The sequence below is a fragment of the Mycobacterium sp. 3519A genome, assembly GCF_900240945.1.
In the GTDB taxonomy this organism is placed as follows: Bacteria; Actinomycetota; Actinomycetes; order Mycobacteriales; family Mycobacteriaceae; genus Mycobacterium.
Genome location: NZ_OESG01000013.1, coordinates 1197045 through 1215836 on the forward strand (window position 1 = coordinate 1197045; position 18792 = coordinate 1215836).

General features: G+C 66.6%; 18 protein-coding genes. 9 read left to right on the forward strand and 9 right to left on the reverse strand.

Features of this window, described 5'->3' with window-relative positions; genetic code table 11:
• The first annotated feature begins 4 nt into the window (after nt 1-4).
• Nucleotides 5-967, forward strand: coding sequence for an alpha/beta fold hydrolase (locus C1A30_RS13610; RefSeq protein ID WP_101948800.1), 963 nt, complete (start codon nt 5-7; stop codon nt 965-967).
• Here the strand turns inward: C1A30_RS13610 and C1A30_RS13615 are convergent, their stop codons facing one another.
• Genes C1A30_RS13615 through C1A30_RS13630 form a run of 4 tightly spaced genes read right to left on the reverse strand, consistent with a single transcriptional unit; the run spans nt 968 to nt 4980 of the window.
• Complete coding sequence (locus tag C1A30_RS13615) at nt 968-1780, reverse strand: creatininase (RefSeq protein ID WP_101948801.1); 813 nt, start codon at nt 1778-1780, stop codon at nt 968-970.
• A 46-nt stretch (nt 1781-1826) separates the two neighbouring features.
• The gene (locus C1A30_RS13620) at nt 1827-3242 is read right to left on the reverse strand and encodes an APC family permease (protein WP_101950184.1); all 1416 of its coding nucleotides are present in this window, start codon (nt 3240-3242) and stop codon (nt 1827-1829) included.
• Nucleotides 3243-3265: 23 nt separating this feature from the next.
• A complete protein-coding gene (locus C1A30_RS13625; protein ID WP_235009882.1) occupies nt 3266-4063 on the reverse strand; it encodes an SDR family NAD(P)-dependent oxidoreductase in 798 nt (265 codons plus the stop codon).
• Nucleotides 4060-4980: an NAD(P)-dependent oxidoreductase gene (locus tag C1A30_RS13630; protein ID WP_101948802.1), complete on the reverse strand. Its 921-nt coding sequence runs from the start codon at nt 4978-4980 to the stop codon at nt 4060-4062. The genes C1A30_RS13625 and C1A30_RS13630 overlap by 4 nt, the downstream gene beginning before the upstream one ends.
• Nucleotides 4981-5070: 90 nt before the next feature.
• On the opposite strand from C1A30_RS13630, the gene C1A30_RS13635 reads away from it, so the two are divergent.
• Nucleotides 5071-6567, forward strand: coding sequence for a PucR family transcriptional regulator (locus C1A30_RS13635; protein WP_101948803.1), 1497 nt, complete (start codon nt 5071-5073; stop codon nt 6565-6567).
• On the opposite strand, the gene C1A30_RS13640 is transcribed toward C1A30_RS13635, so the two are convergent.
• Nucleotides 6564-7916: a flavin monoamine oxidase family protein gene (locus C1A30_RS13640; protein ID WP_101948804.1), complete on the reverse strand. Its 1353-nt coding sequence runs from the start codon at nt 7914-7916 to the stop codon at nt 6564-6566. The two genes, C1A30_RS13635 and C1A30_RS13640, sit on opposite strands and share 4 nt — an antisense overlap.
• A gap of 28 nt (nt 7917-7944) precedes the next feature.
• Between C1A30_RS13640 and C1A30_RS13645 the strand changes: the two genes are divergently transcribed.
• From C1A30_RS13645 to C1A30_RS13655, 3 genes are read left to right on the forward strand one after another with little or no spacing between them, the layout of a single operon-like run.
• On the forward strand, nt 7945-8916 hold the full coding sequence (locus C1A30_RS13645) for a TIGR03617 family F420-dependent LLM class oxidoreductase (RefSeq protein ID WP_200828353.1): 972 nt from the start codon (nt 7945-7947) through the stop codon (nt 8914-8916).
• 40 nt (nt 8917-8956) lie between these two features.
• Nucleotides 8957-10441, forward strand: a complete 1485-nt coding sequence (locus C1A30_RS13650; protein WP_101948806.1) for an NAD(P)/FAD-dependent oxidoreductase — start codon at nt 8957-8959, stop codon at nt 10439-10441.
• A 22-nt stretch (nt 10442-10463) separates the two neighbouring features.
• Entirely contained in the window at nt 10464-11963 is a 1500-nt protein-coding gene (locus C1A30_RS13655; RefSeq protein WP_101948807.1) for an NAD(P)/FAD-dependent oxidoreductase, read from the forward strand.
• Here C1A30_RS13655 and C1A30_RS13660 read toward each other — a convergent pair.
• On the reverse strand, nt 11920-12681 hold the full coding sequence (locus C1A30_RS13660; RefSeq protein WP_101948808.1) for a helix-turn-helix transcriptional regulator: 762 nt from the start codon (nt 12679-12681) through the stop codon (nt 11920-11922). The genes C1A30_RS13655 and C1A30_RS13660 overlap by 44 nt on opposite strands.
• A 35-nt stretch (nt 12682-12716) precedes the next feature.
• Here C1A30_RS13660 and C1A30_RS13665 point away from each other — a divergent pair, with 35 nt between their 5' ends.
• Nucleotides 12717-13082, forward strand: a complete 366-nt coding sequence (locus C1A30_RS13665) for a DUF4345 family protein (RefSeq protein ID WP_101948809.1) — start codon at nt 12717-12719, stop codon at nt 13080-13082.
• Nucleotides 13083-13164: 82 nt separating this feature from the next.
• On the opposite strand, the gene C1A30_RS13670 is transcribed toward C1A30_RS13665, so the two are convergent.
• Nucleotides 13165-14280, reverse strand: a complete 1116-nt coding sequence (locus tag C1A30_RS13670) for a hypothetical protein (RefSeq protein WP_101948810.1) — start codon at nt 14278-14280, stop codon at nt 13165-13167.
• Nucleotides 14280-15398: a phosphotransferase family protein gene (locus C1A30_RS13675; RefSeq protein WP_101948811.1), complete on the reverse strand. Its 1119-nt coding sequence runs from the start codon at nt 15396-15398 to the stop codon at nt 14280-14282. The genes C1A30_RS13670 and C1A30_RS13675 overlap by 1 nt, the downstream gene beginning before the upstream one ends.
• Nucleotides 15399-15441: 43 nt before the next feature.
• Here C1A30_RS13675 and C1A30_RS13680 point away from each other — a divergent pair, with 43 nt between their 5' ends.
• The 3 genes from C1A30_RS13680 to C1A30_RS13690 all read left to right on the forward strand — a co-directional run bounded on the left by C1A30_RS13680 (nt 15442) and on the right by C1A30_RS13690 (nt 17975).
• Complete coding sequence (locus C1A30_RS13680) at nt 15442-16038, forward strand: TetR/AcrR family transcriptional regulator (RefSeq protein ID WP_101948812.1); 597 nt, start codon at nt 15442-15444, stop codon at nt 16036-16038.
• A 7-nt stretch (nt 16039-16045) separates the two neighbouring features.
• Nucleotides 16046-16720 (forward strand): PIG-L deacetylase family protein, encoded by a 675-nt coding sequence (locus tag C1A30_RS13685; protein ID WP_101948813.1) that lies wholly within the window; start codon nt 16046-16048, stop codon nt 16718-16720.
• Nucleotides 16721-16952: 232 nt separating this feature from the next.
• Nucleotides 16953-17975, forward strand: a complete 1023-nt coding sequence (locus C1A30_RS13690; RefSeq protein ID WP_235009884.1) for a GDP-mannose 4,6-dehydratase — start codon at nt 16953-16955, stop codon at nt 17973-17975.
• Here the strand turns inward: C1A30_RS13690 and C1A30_RS13695 are convergent.
• A complete protein-coding gene (locus tag C1A30_RS13695) occupies nt 17972-18745 on the reverse strand; it encodes an enoyl-CoA hydratase (RefSeq protein WP_101948815.1) in 774 nt (257 codons plus the stop codon). The genes C1A30_RS13690 and C1A30_RS13695 overlap by 4 nt on opposite strands.
• Nucleotides 18746-18792 lie beyond the last annotated feature (47 nt).

Here is an 18792-nt window from a genome sequence, read left to right on the forward strand (position 1 = left end):
ACGTATGGGGCGTGGCCAGGAGGCCGGTTCGCCGGCCAGAAGATTCGCCGCGGCCGAGGCATTGCCTAAAGGCCGCGTCGTTCCCGTTCGGTCCGAGGACGGCATCCGTCTGCACGCCGAGGTGTTCGGGCCGGAAGACGGCTATCCGATCGTGCTGGCCCACGGCATCACGTGTGCTCTGCGCGTATGGGCCTACCAGATCGCAGACCTGTCGCGGGATTACCGCGTCATCGCGTTCGATCACCGCGGCCACGGTAAGAGCGCGGTGCCGCCGCGGCACACCCGGTACAGCCTCGACATCCTGGCCGCCGACCTGGACGCGGTGCTGGCGGCGACGGTGTCGCCGAGCGAGCGGGCAGTCATCGCCGGGCATTCCATGGGTGGCATCGCGATCACGTCGTGGGCCGACCGGTTCCCCGATCGGGTGACGCAGCGCGCGGACGCCGTCGCACTGATCAACACCACCACCGGCAACCTGCTGCGAAATGTGAAGCTGCTGCCCGTCCCCGAGCCGTTGGCGCAGGCGCGGGTGCGCGCCGCGGGCACCCTGCTCAAAACGTTCGGGGCCGCACCGCTTTTGCGCGCGGTGGACCGGCCGAGCAGGCGGTTCGTTTCGACCATCGCGGTGGGTCGCGACGCCGATCCCTCGGTCGTCGATTTCATCTACGAGTTGTTCATGTCGACACCGCCCGCCGGGCGTGGCGGCTGGGCTCGCACGCTGGTCGACGCGCTGGGCCCCGAGCACATCGGCATGACCAATCTGACCGTGCCGACGCTCGTCATCGGGAGCACCAAAGATCGTCTGCTGCCCATGGTTTCGTCGCAGCACATCGCGAAGATGGCCCCCAATCTGGCGTCGTTCGTCGAGTTGCCCGGCGGCCACTGCGCCATCGTCGAGCGGCCCGACGACGTCAACAAACACCTGCGTCTGCTGGTCGAGTCCGTGAGCCGGCAGCGCAGCGCCTGATCAGGCTCTCGAGCTTTCGCGCTCACCGTTGCTATTGGTCGCCGCGCGGTTCGCCGCGGGGAATTCCTCGTCGAGTACGTCGACCAGCCGGTCCACCAGCCATTCGGTGAGCAGCCTGCCCTTCTCTGCAGTGGCCTCCACCGGCGACGACAACGATCCGCTGGCCGTCGACATGCGGGTGTCGATCGGGACGACGTCATGGTTGACGACCCGCTGCGGGCGGTCGGGTGCCATCCGGTCGTGCCGCACCGCCGAGGGGTCGAAGTGCATCCACAACGAGGTCTCGATGACAGCGGCGTGTTCGAGCGCCAGCCCGGGAAATTCGCCGGGCCAGATGAGCTGCTGACGTTCCGCGGTGAACTCTGGGAAGACGTCCTCGACCACCACGATCTTGAGTTCCGGGTTCTGTTCGGAGACAAGGTAAGCCGGTTCGTAGACGAAGCCGGCGTTCTCGTAATGCCAGTTGTACAGCATGATGTTGCGGAACCCGGTGCGTTTGAGCTCACTGAGCACATCCTCCAGCACACTCATGAACGTGGTTGCCCGCAGCGAGACGGTGCCCGGAAATTGTTGCCCGCCACCGCTTCCCGGACGGCTGCGGTAGCCGAACGGGATGAAGGGGCCGACGACCAGGTCGCGGGTGCGACCGGCTTCGCGCAGAACGTTCTCCGGCAACACCCAGTCCGTGCACACCGGCAGGTGGCGTCCGTGCTGCTCGGTGGCCCCGACCGGGATGGCGATCGGGATGTCGGCGCGCGCCGCATCGGCGATTTCTTCCCACGTCATGTGGCGGTACACCCGGGGCGGTGTCATAGCGAACTCCTGTTTCGGCTCAATGGTTTTCGGGATTTGGCTTTCGTCATGGGATCGGATCCAGGCCGCGGACCTGGGTTTCGGTCGCGACGGCCGGAGGCTGCGGGGCCGACCACTTCTTCGAGCCGAGCCATGCTGCCAGCGCCAGGCAGATGAGCACCACCTCGGCGATCAGGTATTGCCGCTCCTGGGTGGCCAGCGCGATTCCGGTGAACCCGATCACCACGAGCGGAGGCAGCGGCCACAGCGGCATCTTGTACGGCCGTGGCTCGTTCGGCATGCTGCGGCGACTCCACAATGCGGCCAGGCCGACGCAGAAGTACACGGCGGCGATCACGGTGCCCGCGAAGATGATCAGGAAGTTGAGCGCCGAGGTGAAGATCAGCACCGCCGCCGGGATGGCCAGCAGCATGACGCCGGCTCCTGGCGCACGGAACCTGTTGATCGAGCCGAGGATTCGGTTCACCGACGTCGGCCAGACACCGTCGCGACCGGTGGTGTAGACACCGCGGCCGAAATACATCAGCAGCGACAACATCGCGTTGAACAAGGCGATGATCACCCCGACGTCGATGATGATCCTGGCCTTGTCGCCGAGCGAGGCCTCCACCGAGTAGATGACCGGCGCCGGGGCGTTGAAGAACTCCTTCAGATCCGGTGCGGCGACGACCGCGGAGATCAGCGGAATCATGATCAGCAGGCAGGCGAGCACGGCGGAGATGATCACCGCCTTGGCGATGTTGCGTTCGCCGCCTTTGAGTTCCTCGGAGAAGCCAAGCGCCGCGTCGTAGCCGTTGATCACGTTGAATGCCGGTGCCAGGGTGGCCAACATGACGGCGCCGCCGACCGCCACCAGCTCTCCGTTGCTCAGCACGGTCGGGTGGAAGGTCACCTCGGCCAACTGCTGGTGTGGGTGCAGAAGCGCTGCGACGGTGATGATGCCGAGCACGACGCATTCGACGACGACCATCGCGGCGGTGGCCCACGCACCCACCTCGACCTTGGTCAGGGCCAGGCCGGTGGCCAGCGCCAACAGCACGACGGCGGCGGCGGTGTCGGGAATTCCGAACGACGGGAACAGGTCTCGTAGATAGCCGGGTATTCCCAATGCGATGCTGGCCGGGATCACGATGCCCTGAATGAGGTAGTTGAACATCGTGATCCAGGACAGCGGCCCTGGCAGGACGCGCCGGACAAGCGAGTACATGCCGCCTGCGATCGGGAACATCCCGGCCAGTTCGCCGAGACACAAGGCGATCAACACGACGACGACAGACAGCAGCAGGCCTGCGCCGATGGAGAACGTGCCACCGACGACGAAGACTCCGGCGGACAAGAACAGCACTGCCATGGTGGGGGAGACGTCGGCCATGGCCAGGCCGACGACTTCGGGGATGTTCAGCCTGCGCTCGAGTTGCTGGGAATAGCCGAGCTGCTCGAGCCGAGAACGGGTTTCGGACATGCGGGTCTCCGTGATGAATGGTTTCAGGGGGTTGCGACGCCGATGGAACCGGCCGGCACGCATTCGGTGCGACCGCCGTCGGCGATCAGATGTGTGCCGGTGATGTAGCTCGCGCGCTGCGACAGCAGGAAGACCACCGCTTCGGCGATCTCCTCGGGTTCGGCGATGCGCTTCATTGCGACGCTCGCGGCGTTGTCGGCGAGTTCGGCGGCCGGGTCGACGGCGCCGTCGAACTCGGCCAGGAACATCGGCGTCTTGGTGGTGCCGGGGCAGACCGCGTTGACCCGGATCTGCCATGACGACAGTTCGGCGGCCGCGCTCCTGGTCATCGCCAGGATCGCGCCCTTGGTGGCGGTGTACGCGACATATCCGGTCTGGCCGATGATCGCCAGTTCGGATGCGGTGTTGACGATCGCGCCCACGCGGCGGCCCTGCATGACGCGGGCGGCCTCGCGCAGTACATAGAACGAGCCGGCCAGGTTGACGTCGACGAGTCGTCGAAAGACGTCGTCGGTGGTTTCGGTGAGCGGGCACGCCACCGAGATCCCGGCGTTGTTGTGCACCGCGTCGACGGGACCGAGTTCGGCTTCCACGCGTTCGAATGCGGCGCGCACCGCGGCCGGGTCTGCGACATCGGCGGCGATGGTGAGCACGCGCCCGCCGTGCTGTTTGACCCGCTCCCGCGCGCCGTCGAGGTTGTCCCCGGGACGCGACAGCAACGCGACGTCGGCGCCTTCCCTGGCCAGCGCTTCGGCGGTGGCCAATCCGATCCCGGAGGCCGCGCCGGTGACCAGCGCGATGCGGTCGGCCATCTCGTTCATGCGGCCGCTTCCTGGGCACGCAGCCAGGCGATCTGGCTGTCCAGGCCGCGCTCCAACGACCAGGCGGGGCGGTAGCCGAGGTCGCGCGTGGTTGCGGAGAGATCAAAGGGGCCAAGACGATCCCAGTCGGGTAGGAAGCCGGGACCGATCTCGTAACGGCTGCCCGGGATGCGCCCGGCGAGCAGGCGCGCCGTCTCGGCGACGGTGATGTGCCGGTCACCGGAGACGTGGTACACCGCCTGCGCGGGTGCCGCAGCGGTGGCGGCCAGACCGGCCGCGGTGGCGACGTCGGCCACGTAGACGAATTGGAAGGGGTGATCCCCACCCCGTTCGAGTTCGAAAGTCTCGCCACGGATTCCGGCGCGGATCATGTCGCCGAGCAGACTGGGCATCCACAACCCTGGGCCGTAGACCTCGGTCACCCGCAGGGAGACGATCTCCATGCCGTACAGCGAGTTGTACACGGAGCCGAACAGTTCACCGCTGACCTTGGTGACGCCGTAGGGCGTCGTCGGTTGCGGGGTGACGGTCTCATCGACGGGCACCGCCGGGTCGACAGTGCCGATGGCGCACTCCGAGGAGAAGTTCACGATGCGGCGCACACCGGTGGCGCGGGCCGCTTCGTAGACCGCCAGGGTGCCCTCCGCGTTGGCCTTGAATGTGGTCCACGGCAGCTCGATCGACACGCCGGGGTGGCTTTGGCCCGCGGTGTGGATGATGCGATCGACGCTGTGCCTGCGCAGCGTCTCGGTGAGGCGCGGGATGTCGAACAGCTCGCCCTGCACGACGGTCAGCCCGTCGCGGGGGTCGACGGCGAAATCGCGGTTGTAGCTGACGACCTTGTCGCCGTCGGCCAGAAGTTGATTGACCAGGTGACGCCCGACAAAGCCGAGGCCGCCGGTCACCAGAGTGCTCATGGATGATCAGCATGCGACCCGCTCCGGAGTGCGGCAACGGACGGATTGTCAGAACTTTCGCCGGTTTTGTGGGACATACTGTCGGTTGTGATGCTGCGCCAGGTTCTCGGCCATCCGGTGCTGCAGCCGGCCAGGCCGGTGCTGCTCAGCGGCGCCGATCAGCTGGACCACGCGGTGCGCTGGGTGCACACGGCAGACCTCTATGACATCGCCCCGCTGTTGCGCGGTGACGAAGTGCTGCTCACCAACGGGGTCGGGCTCATCGGGGTCGACGAGGTCGGCCGCCGACTGTATGTGCGACGGTTGGCCGAAAGCGGCGTCGCCGGACTGCTCTTCGAGGTCGGCAGGACGTTCGCCGAGGTGCCTGCCGACATGGTGGCCGAAGGCCGCGACGTCGGGTTGCCGATCGTCGAACTGCAACCGGTGCTGCGCTTCACCGAAGTGGCGGAAGCGGTCAACAGCGAGCTGATCGACCGTTCCGTCGCCCGCCTGCGGCACGCCGACGAGATTTCTCGGACGTTGTCGGAGCGGCTGGCCCGCGGCGCGTCGCTGCGCGAGCTGATCGAGCACATCGGCTTCGCGCTGGGAACCTGGGCGCGGCTCAGTGACTATGCCGGACGAATCGTCGTCACCGCCGATCGCTTCGAGCCGGACGACGGTCCCAGCTCGGAAGCCCCCGTCCTCGTCGAAGGCACCGCGTGGGGCCGCCTGACGGTCGGCGCACATGGCGTGCCCGAGGTGCTCATCGAGGCGGTGATGGAGCGCGCGCCAACGGTTTTGGGCCTGTGTCTGATTCGCGAGCAACAAGACGTCGCAGGCGCCTTGCGCGCCCAGCAGCTGCTGCTCGACCAGCTCGCCACCAATCAGGCCGTCGAGCGGCGTCTGCTGGAGGCGCGCATGCGGGCGGCGGGCGTGGCCACCGCGGATCACGAGTATGCGTGCATCGCAGTGGATCCCCGCCGGGTCGAGTCGGCGGCGAAAATCGTCGACGGGCTCATCCGGCGAGCGGGACACGGGATCTTCGGACTGGTCGAGGGGACGCTGTGCGCGCTGGTGGCCGGCCAGATCGACGATGCGACACCGAACCTCGCGCACGTGGTGCGGTCGGCGGCGCGAGATGCGCTGCCCCGCCAGGCGCGGTTGTGCGCCGCGGTCGGACGAGCGGTGCGTGATCCGTCGGACCTACCGAGAGCCATGTCGGAGACGAGGGAGACGCTGGCCCTTGGCCAGGACTTGCACGTGAAACACCCGGTCGTCAGTGTGCAGACGCTGGCGCTTGAACGCATGCTGACCGCGCACGGAAACCTCGACGCCACAAGGCGCTTCGTCGACGACCAGATCGGCATCCTGGAGCGCACCGATTCCGCGAAGAGCGGTCAGCTGTCACACACGTTGGAGGTGTTGGCCGCGTGCGGGGGCAACAAGGCGGAAGCGGCCAAACGGCTGCACATGCGGCGGCAGTCGCTGTACTACCGGCTCGAGCAGATCGCCAAACTTCTCGACGTCGACCTCGACGACCCCAAGCAGCTGATCACGCTCGCGGTGGCAGTCACCGCACGGCGAATCCTGTCGCCGGACAACGCCTAACCGGTCAACGCCCGGTGCGCCTCGTCGGCCGCCCGTTTACCCGACCGCACCGCGCCGTCGAGGAAACCGGTCCACTCGTCGGCGGTTTCGGTGCCCGCCCAGAAGATGCCGTCGATCGGCTTGCGCAGCCACGGCCCGTACGTCGTCCACGATCCGGGCGGAACCGCGGCGGTCGGCCCACCGGGGGCGAATTCCTCGGCGCCCCAACAGTGGTCGAGGTAGTCGATGGGATTTCTGGCGGCGTCACCGAACAGGGTGGCGAAGCCGTCCAGCGCCTTCGCGCGCCGCTGTTCGGCAGGCAACGGGTCGAACGTGCGAGCATCGGTGAAGCCCAACAGGATGCCGGGTCCGGCGTCGCTCGGGCTGACGTCGAACGTGATGAACACCGGGCCCTCATCGGACAGCGCCTCACCGGAGCAGCCGTTGGCCCGCCAGAACGGCGTTTCGTAGGCCACGTACGCCTTGCTCAGGTTGCCTTGCGGCCAATGCGCGGTGAGCTTTTCGTATTCCGGCGGCAGCGGCGGGTCGAACGCGATGCCCGCGCGGTGCTGCGGCGGCACCGCCACGATGACGGCCTTGGCCGCGACGTCACCGTGGTCGGAACCGACGACCAGCGTGCCGTCGGCGCGTCGGGAGATGCTGCGCACCACCGCATTGAGCGCAACGGCGTCGCCGAGCTGTTCGGCCATCCGTAGCGCGATCTGTTGTGTGCCAGCGGGAAAGCGGTCCTGCTGCGCGCCGCCTTCGACGTCGAGCATGCGGCCAAGCCCGCCCGCCGCCTTGACGTAGCGGATCGCGTGCAGCAGCGACACCTCCTCCGGTTCGCAGCCCCATGTCACCCGGGCCATGATCGCCATCAGATCCCGCGCCGACGCGCCGGCGTGCACATAGCGCAGCCACTCGTCGAGCGTCTTCGAGTCGGCTTTCTCGGCGATCGACGACGTCCACGGCTCGTGCACCGGCACCCGCCGCGAGACGCGATCGAACCGCCACTGAATCCGGGATACGTCGAGCAGTTCGATGATCGACAACTTCGGAATCGTGCTGCGGTAAGACCTGACCTTGCCGCGCCAGCGGATCAGGTTCTTGCCGCGGCTGTGTGTCCGCACCATCTCGCAGCCCAGTTCGTTCGCCAACGCGATGACGGCGTCCTGCGTCGGCCCGACGAATGTGCCGCCGAGATCGACCGGCGCACCCGCGATCGTCGCCGTCGACGAGCGTCCCCCGACCCGATCGCGGCCTTCGAGAACGACGACGTCATACCCGAGCCGGGCCAGGTCGCGGGCGGCTGACAGTCCTGCGAATCCGGCGCCGACCACGACGACGTCGGCATGGGGTGGAATGGTCACACAACTAGGCTCTCACGCCGTGAAGGTGATGACAGCGTTGTTCGGGCCGACCGATGCGATCGCACGCGCACACGCGCTTCGTGAGGCCGGTGCCAGCGGGGTGTTCACCTTCGAGGGGCCGCATGACGTCTTCACCCCGCTCGCCCTGGCGGCGGCGGTGGAAGGTCTCGACCTGATGACCAACGTGGCGATCGCGTTTCCCCGCAACCCGATTCACCTCGCGCACCAAGCCAACGACTTGCAGTTGCTGACGAAAGGGCGGTTCACCCTCGGGCTCGGCACGCAGGTGCGCACGCAGATCGAGAAGCGGTTCGGTGCGGAGTTCGACCGGCCGGTCGCCAGGATGACCGAACTGGTGCGCGCGCTGCGCGCCATCTTCGCCGCATGGCAGTCCGGCGAGCGCCTCGACTTCCGCGGCGAGTACTACCGCCACACATTGATGACGCCGACCTTCAATCCCGGCGCCAACCCGTACGGCCCGCCGCCCATCTATGTCGGCGCGCTCGGCCCGCGGTTGACCCGGGCCACCGCCGAGGTCGCCGACGGCCTGCTGGTGATGCCGTTCTCGTCGAAGCGGTTCCTGCACGAGGCGACCATGCCCGCCGTGCAGAAGGGCCTGGCGGCCGCGCGTCGCGCCGAGGCCGACTTCGCGGTCGTCCCGGAGATCATCGTCTCCGCCGGGGACGACCACACCGCCACCCGCAGGTTGCTGGCGTTCTACGGGTCGACGCCGGCGTACCGGCCGGTGCTCGACGCGCACGGTTGGGGCGATCTGCAACCCGAACTCAACACGTTGTCCAAACAGGGCCGCTGGGAGGACATGGCCAAGCTCATCGACGACGACGTGCTGCACACCATCGCGGCCTGCGGCAGCCCCGCCGAAATCGCCGCGCACATCCGCGACCGGGTGGCGGGCGTCTCCGACCGAATCTGCATCTACCAGCCAGGACCGATCGCGGTGGAATCGCTGGCTGCGATCGTTGACGCGCTCGACAGGTGAGCCCTTAAGGTGGTACTCGGGCGGACCAAAGGAGGTTCTCTTGAGCGCTCCCGAGTACTCGGACGTGCTGATCATCGGCGCCGGGATATCCGGAATCGGTGCCGCCTACCGCATCCACGAGAAGAACCCCGGGCTGTCCTACACGGTGCTGGAACGCCGCGCCCGCATCGGCGGCACATGGGATCTGTTTCGCTATCCGGGCATCCGGTCCGACAGCGACATCTTCACGCTCAGCTTCCCCTTTGAGCCGTGGCGCAGGCCGGAGAACGTCGCCGACGGCCACGACATCAGGGAGTACCTGACCGAGACCGCCCGCAAGCACGGCATCACCGAGCACATCCGGTTCAACACCGAGGTCGTCTCCGCCGACTGGGACTCGGCCACCGACACCTGGACGGTGCAGACCGAACATGACGGCGAGCCGAGAACCTACCGCGGTCGGTTCGTGTTCTTCGGCACCGGCTACTACGACTACGACGAGCCCTACCGGCCCGAGTTCCCTGGCATCGAGAGCTTCACGGGGGACGTCGTGCACCCGCAGTTCTGGCCGGAGTCGCTGGACTATTCGGGTAAGCGGGTCGTGGTGATCGGAAGCGGCGCTACCGCGGTCAGCATGATCCCGTCGCTGACCGAGAAAGCCGCTCACGTGACCATGCTGCAGCGCTCGCCCACCTACATGCTGTCGATGCCGCGCATTCACCCCGTGGTGCAGGCCATCCGGAAGGTGTTGCCGACGCGGGCCGCCAACCACGTCGTCCGGTTGTACAACACGTTCTTCACCGTGATGACGTATGTCGTCGCGCGCAAGGCGCCGAAGTTCAGCAGGTGGCTGATCCGGGCGATGGCGAAAAAGAGTCTGCCGCAAGGCTATCCGGTCGACGTCCACTTCAAGCCCCGCTACGACCCGTGGGATCAGCGCATGTGTCTGATCCTGGACAACGACCTGTACGCAGCGGTGGGCGACGGGCGCGCCGAGGTGGTCACCGACACCATCGACCACATCGACAGCACGGGGATCGTGTTGAATTCGGGGCGTCACATCGAGGCCGACGTGATCGTCACCGCGACGGGTCTGCAGTTGCAGGCGCTGGGCGGGGTGGCCATCAGCATCGACGGCGCCGAGGTCAAACCGCAGGAGCGCTTCGTCTACAAGGAGCACATGCTCGAAGACATCCCGAACCTGGCGTGGTGCGTCGGCTACATCAACGCGTCGTGGACGTTACGCGCCGACCTCACGGCACGTTCGGTGGCGAAGCTGTTGTCCTACATGGACAGTCACGGTTACACGCATGCGTATCCGCATCTCGGCGACGTGCCGATGCCGGAGAAGCCGGCGTGGAACATCAACGCCGGTTACGTGCAGCGCGCGTTGCACGCCCTGCCGAAGTCGGGTACCCGCCGGCCGTGGAACGTGCGGCACAACTACGTGCTCGACGCCATCGACCACCGCTTCGACCGCATCGAGGAGTCGATGGTGTTCGGCCGCGCGGACGCCGGGACGGCCGAGGGGGCCAAGTCGGCCTAGTGGGCGCGAAGGAGGTAAGCCCGTGAGTTCCACCGAACCCACCTACTGCGACGTGTTGATCGTCGGTGCAGGGATTTCCGGGATCGGCGCCGCGTACCGCATCCACGAGAAGAATCCGGCGCTGTCGTACACAATTCTGGAACAGCGACAGCGATTGGGCGGTACCTGGGACCTGTTCCGCTATCCGGGGGTGCGGTCCGACAGCGACATCTTCACGTTGAGCTTCCCGTTCGAACCGTGGCGGCGTGAGGAGACCATCGCCGACGGGTCCGACATCTGGCGGTATCTCGACGAAACGGCGCGTAAACACCACATCGACAAGCACATTGCGCTGAACACCCGTGTCGAATCGGCTGATTGGGACTCGGAGACCGACACCTGGACGGTTCGGGCGCAACAGGACGGCGTCGACAAGACGTATCGCTGCCGCTTCCTGTTCTTCGGCACCGGCTACTACAACTACGACCACCCGCACGATCCGGACCTGCCCGGTATCGAGAACTTCGGTGGCGTCGTGGCCCACCCCCAGCATTGGCCAGAGTCGCTCGACTACACCGGTAAGCGGGTCGTGGTGGTCGGGTCCGGCGCCACCGCGATCAGCATGATTCCCACGGTGGCCGCGGAGGCCGCCCACGTGACCATGCTGCAGCGGTCACCGTCCTACCTGTTCTCGATGCCGCGCATCGAACCGATGGCCAGGGCGATACAGAAGGTGTTGCCGGAGAAGGTCGCACATTCGATCATCCGGTGGCGCAACGCGTTGTTCTTCTGGTCGATGTTCCTGCTCGCCCGCAAGTTGCCACGCGTGATGAAGTGGGTGATCCGGCAGCGCGCCATCCGCAACCTGCCCGAGGGTTACGACGTCGACACGCATTTCAAGCCGCAGTACAACCCGTGGGATCAGCGGATGTGCGTGATATTGAATTCCGATTTGTACAAGTCGATCAGCGACGGTCGGGTCGAGGTCGTCACCGATCACATCGATCACATCGATGCTGCGGGAATCGTGCTGAGGTCCGGTCGCCGCCTCGACGCCGACGTCATCGTCACCGCAACCGGTTTGCGACTGCAGGCGCTCGGCGGCATCACCGTCAGCGTCGACGGCGAGAAGATCGACCCTGCTGACCGGTTCGTGTACAAGGAGCACATGCTCGAGGACCTGCCGAACATGGCGTGGTGCATCGGGTACACGAACAACTCGTGGACGTTGCGGGCGGACATGACGGCGCGCTCGGTGGCCAAACTGCTGTCCTACATGGACTCTCACGGCTACACCCACGCGTACCCGCATCGTGGCGGCAAGCCGCTGGCCGAGAAGCCGCTGTGGGATCTGCAGGCGGGCTACGTCCGGCGGGCCGCCCACGTGCTGCCGAAGTCCAGTACGCACCGGCCGTGGCATGTGCGGCACAACTATGTGCTCGACGCCATCGATCACCGCTTCGACCGCATCGAGGAGTCGGTGGTGTTCGGGCGGGCTGCTATCGGATCCGCAGCTGCAGACCGGTCCCGAGCAGTTGGGTAGCCGATAAGCCGAAGGTCGACTTGAACCTGTCGGCGAGGTGCGACGGGCTGGCGAACCCCGCCTTCATCGCCGCCGCGGTGAGGTTGTCGCCCGCCGCGATGGCCGCGCCCGCATGGGTCAACCGAACCCACAGCCGATAGCGGCGCACACTGGTGCCGAGTTCGTCGCGGAACAGGTGCAGGAAACGCGACTCCGAGAGTTCCGCCTCGGCGGCCAGGTCCTCGACCGAGATTGCGGCAGTGGGTTCGGCGCGGATTCTGGCCGCCGCCTTCGCGATCCGCGGATCCATTCGTCGAGGTGCCGCCGGCGCGGCCAAATCAAGCCAGTGCGAGGCACTTTCGTCGTCGACCGGGGTGAACTGCAGGCGGTCTTCGTCGATGTGGCCGACGCCGACCAGGTGCTGCCAGTCGTTGAACTTCTGCCTGCCCGCGTCGGCACGCTCCGATGTCGGCTCCAGATAGCAGGACACCAAACTGGTGCCGCGGCAGGTCAGTTGGTGCGTCAACCGCGGCGGGATCAGAACGCTGCGGCCGTGGCGCTCGACGCCGTCCGCGGTCGCGACCGTCAGCGGGCCGTCGATGCCGACGGCCAGGCACCACACCGACCCGGAGTGGGGCGAGAGGGGCAGGGAAGGCCCGGCATACAGCGCGTGGCCGGGCCACAGCCACACCGACGGATAGCAGGTTTGTGGAAGCGCGGGCGTGACGTCTGCCGTCATGCTGGCCTCCTACGTCAACTTGTCAGGAGGTTACCGTGACGGTCGCGGTCATCGGCGTGATCGCCGTGTTCTTCGTCGGCATGGGCCTCTATGCGCTTGCCGCCCCGGCCGCGCTGGTGCGTCCGTTCGGGATCACGCTGGCGCAGGCCGCGTCGCGGTCGGAGGTGCGCGCGGTCTACGGCGGTTTCGGCCTGGCGATCGCGGCGGTGCTGGCGTACGCCGTGGTCGCAGACGGTGAGGTGCGGAAAGGCATCCTGCTCGCGGTGGCGGCGGCGTTGGCGGGCATGGCGTTCGGCCGCCTGGCCGCCGCGGTGTTGGGCGACCGGACGGCGTTCTATCCGAACTGGCTCTACTTCCTGGTCGAGGCGATTGCCGCCGCCGCGTTGTTCGGGGTCACCTAACCGGCGAGCAGACGCGAAGTGTTCCATTTCGTCGGCGTGTCGGGACTTTTTGCGTCTGCTCGCGGAGGGGGAGCAGTGGGAGTTACGGCGCGACGGTCAGCCAGTCGGCGAACCCGGACGGGTCGTGCCTGCCGAGTGCGCCGTGCTCGAACAGCCCCCACCCTTCACGCTCGACGCCGTCGGCATCCCGGCACACGGCGCGCCCGACGTGGTCGATCACGCCGAAACCCGCGCGCCCGACGATGGCCGGATCGGTCATGTCGTAGCTCAGGCGCTCGGTGAAGTTGTCGCCCTTCCACATGCCGTGCAGCCAGTCCGAGTCGCCGCCGTATCCGCCGCCGACATGGATCGGCACGGGCAGCTTGGACTCGACGTCGAAATGCACTGGGGTGCCGTCGAATGCGGTGGCATCGATGGTCGCGCCGGTGGGGATGCGGGTGCCGGAGCGGTAGTGGATCTTCACTCTGGGCCAGCCGAGTTGCTCGACGCGGCCGTCCTTCCAGATGCGGGTGCAGTCGTTGAGCGACCGGAAGCCCAGGTGGTCCTCCTGCATGATCACGACGATGCCGAAGTCGTCGAACGCCATCGGCACGTACAACCACCACATGCCCTCGAAGGGCGGATCGTCGGGGCGCCCCGGCGGCTCGGCTTCGCCGATCGGCCGGATACCCCAGGACCGGTCGCGGGTGCCGATCCAGCGGGACGGGTCGACGGCGATCTCCTGGCCGTCGATCACCAGCTGACCGCTCCACGCGCCCACCTGGGCGAAACGCTGCGCATCGAGCGTGACATGGTTGCCGCGCCGCATGATGTGGGGTTGCTCCTGTACGACGTCGAACAGGCCCTCCCACGTCAAATCCGCAGCGATGCCTTCGGTTTCGTCGAGCACGATGCGCAGCTTGTGCAGCGGCTCGACGACCTCCACGCGATAGTTCCCGACGTGCTGGTTCAGCCGGTCCTGGTCGATGGCGCCGCTCAGGTGCACGGCCGTCTGCTCATCGCCGCGGCGGACCAGTACGAACGCGTCCTTCACCCCGAGGTTCGGGTAGTAGCCGATGCCCGAGATCACGAAGATGTCGCCGGTGCGGTCGTGTGCGTTGAAATACGAGCGGTCATAGAAGTTGCGGTCACTGGACTCGGGCCAGGCGATCGGCTGCGGAACCTGGTGCACCGGGAATTCGTCCATGGGGCCGAGCATTACGCCTCTCCGATCAGCCGTTTGAGCACCGAGCCGTGATAGAACAGCGATTCCACGTCGTCCGGTTTCTCGATCTCGCCGAACCGCACCCGTCGCGCGCTGGTCCGCATGAACACACACGCCCAGATCACACCGGAGTACACGTAGAACCAGTGCAGGTCGCCCAACTCGACACCGGCCAGCTCGGCGTACGTCGCCTTGACGTCCTCCTCGCGCATGAAGTCCGGCAGCCCGGGCAATCCGGCCAAGCCGGCCAGCTCTTGAAAGACCATGTGGGCGAAGATGATCCACGCGATGTCCATCTCCCGGGGACCGAGTACGGCCATCTCCCAGTCCAGCACGGCAACCGGCCGGAAGTCCTGGTAGAGCACGTTGCCGACGCGGGAGTCGCCCCACACCAGCACCGGGTCCTTGGCGGCGACGTCGGCGGGCCAGTTCGTCTCCAACCAGTCCAGCGCACGTTCGAGTAGTTCCGAGCGGCCGATGTCGGGAACGGCGAACTGATACCAGGACTGCAGCCAATTGAGATTGCGCCGCAACGCATTCGGCTCACTGCCGTCGTCGAGGAAGCCGAACGTCTTCTCGGGTTCGGGAATCGAATGGAGCTTGGCGATCACCTCGACGGTGCTGTCCTGCAGTTCCCGCTGACGCTCGGCGGGGGCGTCGGCGAACCAGTTGTTGCCGAACGTGTACGGCATGACGTCCGGCGGCACCTCACCCTCGACGTAGTCCATCAGGAAGAACGGTGTGCCGAGCACTGCACCTGTCGGTTCGAGCCAGCGCACGCGCGGGACCGGCACGTCGGTCTTCTCGCCGACGAGCCGGATAACGTCGAACTGGTGGTCCATCCGGTATGACGAGAACACCGGCACGTCTCCGGCGGTAGGCGCCACTCGCGCCACCCACTTCTGTTCATTGCCGTCCCAGCGGCCGGTCAGGATGATCGTCTCCGACGACATGCCGTTGGAGTCGACGCCGCTTTCGACGGTGATCTCGGGCCTGACACCGCCCGGCATCACGGTCGCCAACCAGTCCGACATCACCTCGGGCAGGGTGCTCAGGTCACGACTCGAGTGTTCGAGGCGGCTGACATCTTCGACAGCCGGTTCAGTAGCCACAGTTCTTCCTTCGGCCGGTAATTACGATACGGTGGGTAGCGTTATGAAAGCAGACCCGCCTTTGGTTGACAAGAGCCGCGGGCGGCCACGGGATGCGCGCATCGACGCTGCCATTCTGCGGGCCGCGGCGGATCTGCTTGTGGAAATCGGATATTCGAACCTGACCATGGCTGCGGTGGCCGAGCGCGCAGGGACCACCAAGACCGCGCTGTATCGGCGCTGGTCGAGTAAGGCCGAATTGGTGCACGAGGCCGCGTTTCCGGCCGCGCCGACCGCGATCGAGACGCCGCCGGGCAACATCGCCGCCGATATCCACGCCATGATCGCCGCCGCCCGCGACGTGTTCACCAGCGCCCTGGTGCGTGCCGCGCTGCCCGGGCTGATCGCCGACATGGCCGCCGATGCCGACCTCAACGCGCGGGTGATGAGCCGCTTCACCGACGTGTTCGTCGCCGTGCGGACCCGATTGGCCGACGCCGTCCGGCGGGGCGAGGTGCACGCCGACGTCGACCCGGACCGCCTGGTCGAGGTGATCGGCGGCGCTACGCTGTTGCGCGTGCTGCTGATGCCCGACGAACCGCTCGGTGAGGAATGGGTAGCGCAGACGACCGCCATCGTGGTGCACGGGGTGGTGGCCTAGAAAAACGATGCTGGAGCCCTTCCCGACGAACTGGCGGACTGCACTGCTCCTCGTCCCGCATCCCGACGACCCCGAATACGGCTGCGCGGCGGCGGTTGCGAAGTGGACAGCGCAGGGCAAAGCCGTGCACTACGCACTGGCGTGCCGGGGCGAAATGGGCATCGAGGGCATGCCGCCCGAGCAGGCGGGGCCGCTGAGGGAGATCGAGCAGCGCCGGTCAGCCGCCGTCGTCGGGGTCGGCGACGTGCAGTTCTGGGACTTCCCCGACAGCCAGATCCGCAATACGCCCGAACTACGCGAGAAGATCGCCGAGACGATCAGCAGGCTGCGGCCCGACGTGGTGCTAACGATCTACAGCGGTCCGGAGTGGGCGCCGGGGCAGCCGAACCAGCGCGACCACATCGAGTTCTCGAATGCCGTTGCGGCAGCTTACGATTCGCTGCACGACCCGCCTCGGTGGTTGTTCGAGAATGGCCCCGCGGTGACCCATGCCGAGGTGATCGACGACGACTGTTTCGAGCGCGCCGTCACGTCGCTCGCGGCCCACGACGTGTACCTGTCGGTGCTCGACCCCTCGACGCCGGTTGTGGAGCAGGCCCGTGCGCAGGTGGACATGACGACAACGCCGCGGCCCGAGTTCGACGGCAGGCGGACCGTCGAGTTCAGGTTGCTCCGGGACTGAAGCCGTACCCCGTAGCTAATGGTCGCGGCTTTCGCTGGCCGGATATCTGTTCGCTTCGCACGGACCGCAAACGGCCATTGGAGGTCGAATTCCCACGTCGGAAATTTACGTTCGGGTCCACAGCATTTCTTGAACAATCACACAGCATTTGCAAAGCCACGCACTAGCGAACTTCATGTGCGTACTATTACCAACAATCTGCATCAATGTACGGGGCGAGGGGGCATGCAGGGTGGGTGGACGGTACCAGGGGAACGCTGCCTCCGGCAGAAGAGCGCTGATCACCGGTATCACCGGGCAGGACGGCGGTTACCTGACCGAGTTGCTGTTGAGCAAGGGTTACGAGGTGTACGGCCTGGTCCGCGGCCAGAACAACCCGAAAGAACCCGCCCTTCGCGCCGAATTTCCCGAAGTCCACATTCTGCACGGTGATCTGCTCGACATGTCCAGCCTGGTGTCGGCCATGCATGTGGCGCAGCCCGACGAGGTGTACAACCTCGCAGCCGTGACCTTCGTGGCGTACTCGTGGCAAAACCCGCGGTTGACGTTCGACGTCACCGGCGGCGGTGTGCTCAACATGCTCGAGGCGGTGCGGCTGTACCAGCAGGTGTCCGGCCACGACGTGCGCTACTACCAGGCGTCGAGCGCTGAGATGTTCGGCAACGCGCAAGAGATCCCGTTGCGGGAATCGAGTCCGTTCTATCCCCGGTCCCCGTACGGCGCGGCCAAGGCGTACGGGCACTACATGACGGTGAACTACCGCGAGTCCTATGGCATGCATGCCAGCTCGGCGATGTTGTTCAACCATGAATCACCGCGCCGCGGAACGGAGTTCGTGACGCGGCGGATCAGCCAGGCGGTGGCGCGAATTTCGCTCGGGCTGCAGGACACCATCTCGCTGGGCAATCTGCAGGCGCAACGCGACTGGGGCTTCGCGGGCGACTACGTCGAGGCCATGCACCTGATGCTGCAGCAGGACAAGCCCGACGATTACGTGTTGGCCACCGGCGAAGCCCATTCCGTCGCCGAATTCCTCGACGTCGCGTTCGCGGTCATCGGTATCGACGACTGGTCGCCGCACGTCAGGGTCGACGCGGCCCAACTACGACCCGCCGACGTCAACGTGCTGATCGGAGACGCGGCCAAGGCGCGGTCGGTGTTGGGCTGGAAGCCACGCATGTCGTTCGTCGAACTCGTGGCATTGATGGTCGAGAGCGACATCGAGGCCCAGTCGATGGCCGCGTTGCGGCGCTAGCCGTCGATCTGGCGCTTGTTGCGCTCACTCACGGCGCGGAACGTATCACCAAGACCGTCGAAATCCCGGTGCTGTGCGAACGCGATCGCCGCTTCGGCGGCGAGCGCGGGGTCGACCACCGCGGCCGCCCCGGTCGTGTAGATCTCCTTGAGCCCCAACATGGTTGGTCTTGGCACCTCGGTGATCTGGGTCGCCAACTGCAACGCCCGCTCGAGCAGTTGACCGTGCGGCACCACCTCGGTCACCAGGCCGATGCGCTCAGCGCGGGCGGCGTCGACCACCTCGCCTGTCATGGACAGTCGCCGTGCCATCGCCATTCCGACCACCTGGGGTAGCCGCGCGGTCATTCCGCCCCCAGGCAGGATGCCGACGCGGGCATGCGTATCGGCGAACACCGCGCGGTCCGACGCCACCAGGAAGTCGCAGCCGAGCGCCATCTCGAGCCCGCCAGTGAACGTCGCCCCGTTGATCGCTCCGATGATCGGAGTGCGCATGTTGGCCACCGCGGCGATGCAGCTCTGTGACCGGAACTCCTCGAAGTACTTCAGCCCGTCGCGCTGCGCCTCCTTGAGGTCGACGCCCGCGCAGAACGCCGGATCCGACCCCGTCAGCACCACGGCGCGCACCGCCTCGTCGGCATCGGCGTCGGTCAGCGCGGTGTACGTGGCCTTGATCAGATCGCGGCTCAGCGCGTTCCTGGCGCCGGGCCGGTTGAGCGTCAGCAGTCTGACCGCGCCGTGGTCAGCGGTCAGGACAAGCGGTTCGGACATGGCTCCCCTTCCGCCGAGATCGACGTATTGGCGGAATCCTCTCGCAC

Excerpts from the sequence above, each read along its gene's own strand:
- C1A30_RS13660 (WP_101948808.1), bottom strand. The coding sequence starts at position 12,681 with ATGACGGCAGACGTCACGCCCGCGCTTCCACAAACCTGCTATCCGTCG.
- C1A30_RS13645 (WP_200828353.1), top strand. The coding sequence starts at position 7,945 with ATGACAGCGTTGTTCGGGCCGACCGATGCGATCGCACGCGCACACGCG.
- C1A30_RS13610 (WP_101948800.1), top strand. The coding sequence starts at position 5 with ATGGGGCGTGGCCAGGAGGCCGGTTCGCCGGCCAGAAGATTCGCCGCG.
- C1A30_RS13625 (WP_235009882.1), bottom strand. The coding sequence starts at position 4,063 with ATGAACGAGATGGCCGACCGCATCGCGCTGGTCACCGGCGCGGCCTCC.
- C1A30_RS13615 (WP_101948801.1), bottom strand. The coding sequence starts at position 1,780 with ATGACACCGCCCCGGGTGTACCGCCACATGACGTGGGAAGAAATCGCC.
- C1A30_RS13680 (WP_101948812.1), top strand. The coding sequence starts at position 15,442 with ATGAAAGCAGACCCGCCTTTGGTTGACAAGAGCCGCGGGCGGCCACGG.
- C1A30_RS13620 (WP_101950184.1), bottom strand. The coding sequence starts at position 3,242 with ATGTCCGAAACCCGTTCTCGGCTCGAGCAGCTCGGCTATTCCCAGCAA.
- C1A30_RS13685 (WP_101948813.1), top strand. The coding sequence starts at position 16,046 with ATGCTGGAGCCCTTCCCGACGAACTGGCGGACTGCACTGCTCCTCGTC.
- C1A30_RS13630 (WP_101948802.1), bottom strand. The coding sequence starts at position 4,980 with ATGAGCACTCTGGTGACCGGCGGCCTCGGCTTTGTCGGGCGTCACCTG.
- C1A30_RS13670 (WP_101948810.1), bottom strand. The coding sequence starts at position 14,280 with ATGCTCGGCCCCATGGACGAATTCCCGGTGCACCAGGTTCCGCAGCCG.
- C1A30_RS13695 (WP_101948815.1), bottom strand. The coding sequence starts at position 18,745 with ATGTCCGAACCGCTTGTCCTGACCGCTGACCACGGCGCGGTCAGACTG.
- C1A30_RS13635 (WP_101948803.1), top strand. The coding sequence starts at position 5,071 with ATGCTGCGCCAGGTTCTCGGCCATCCGGTGCTGCAGCCGGCCAGGCCG.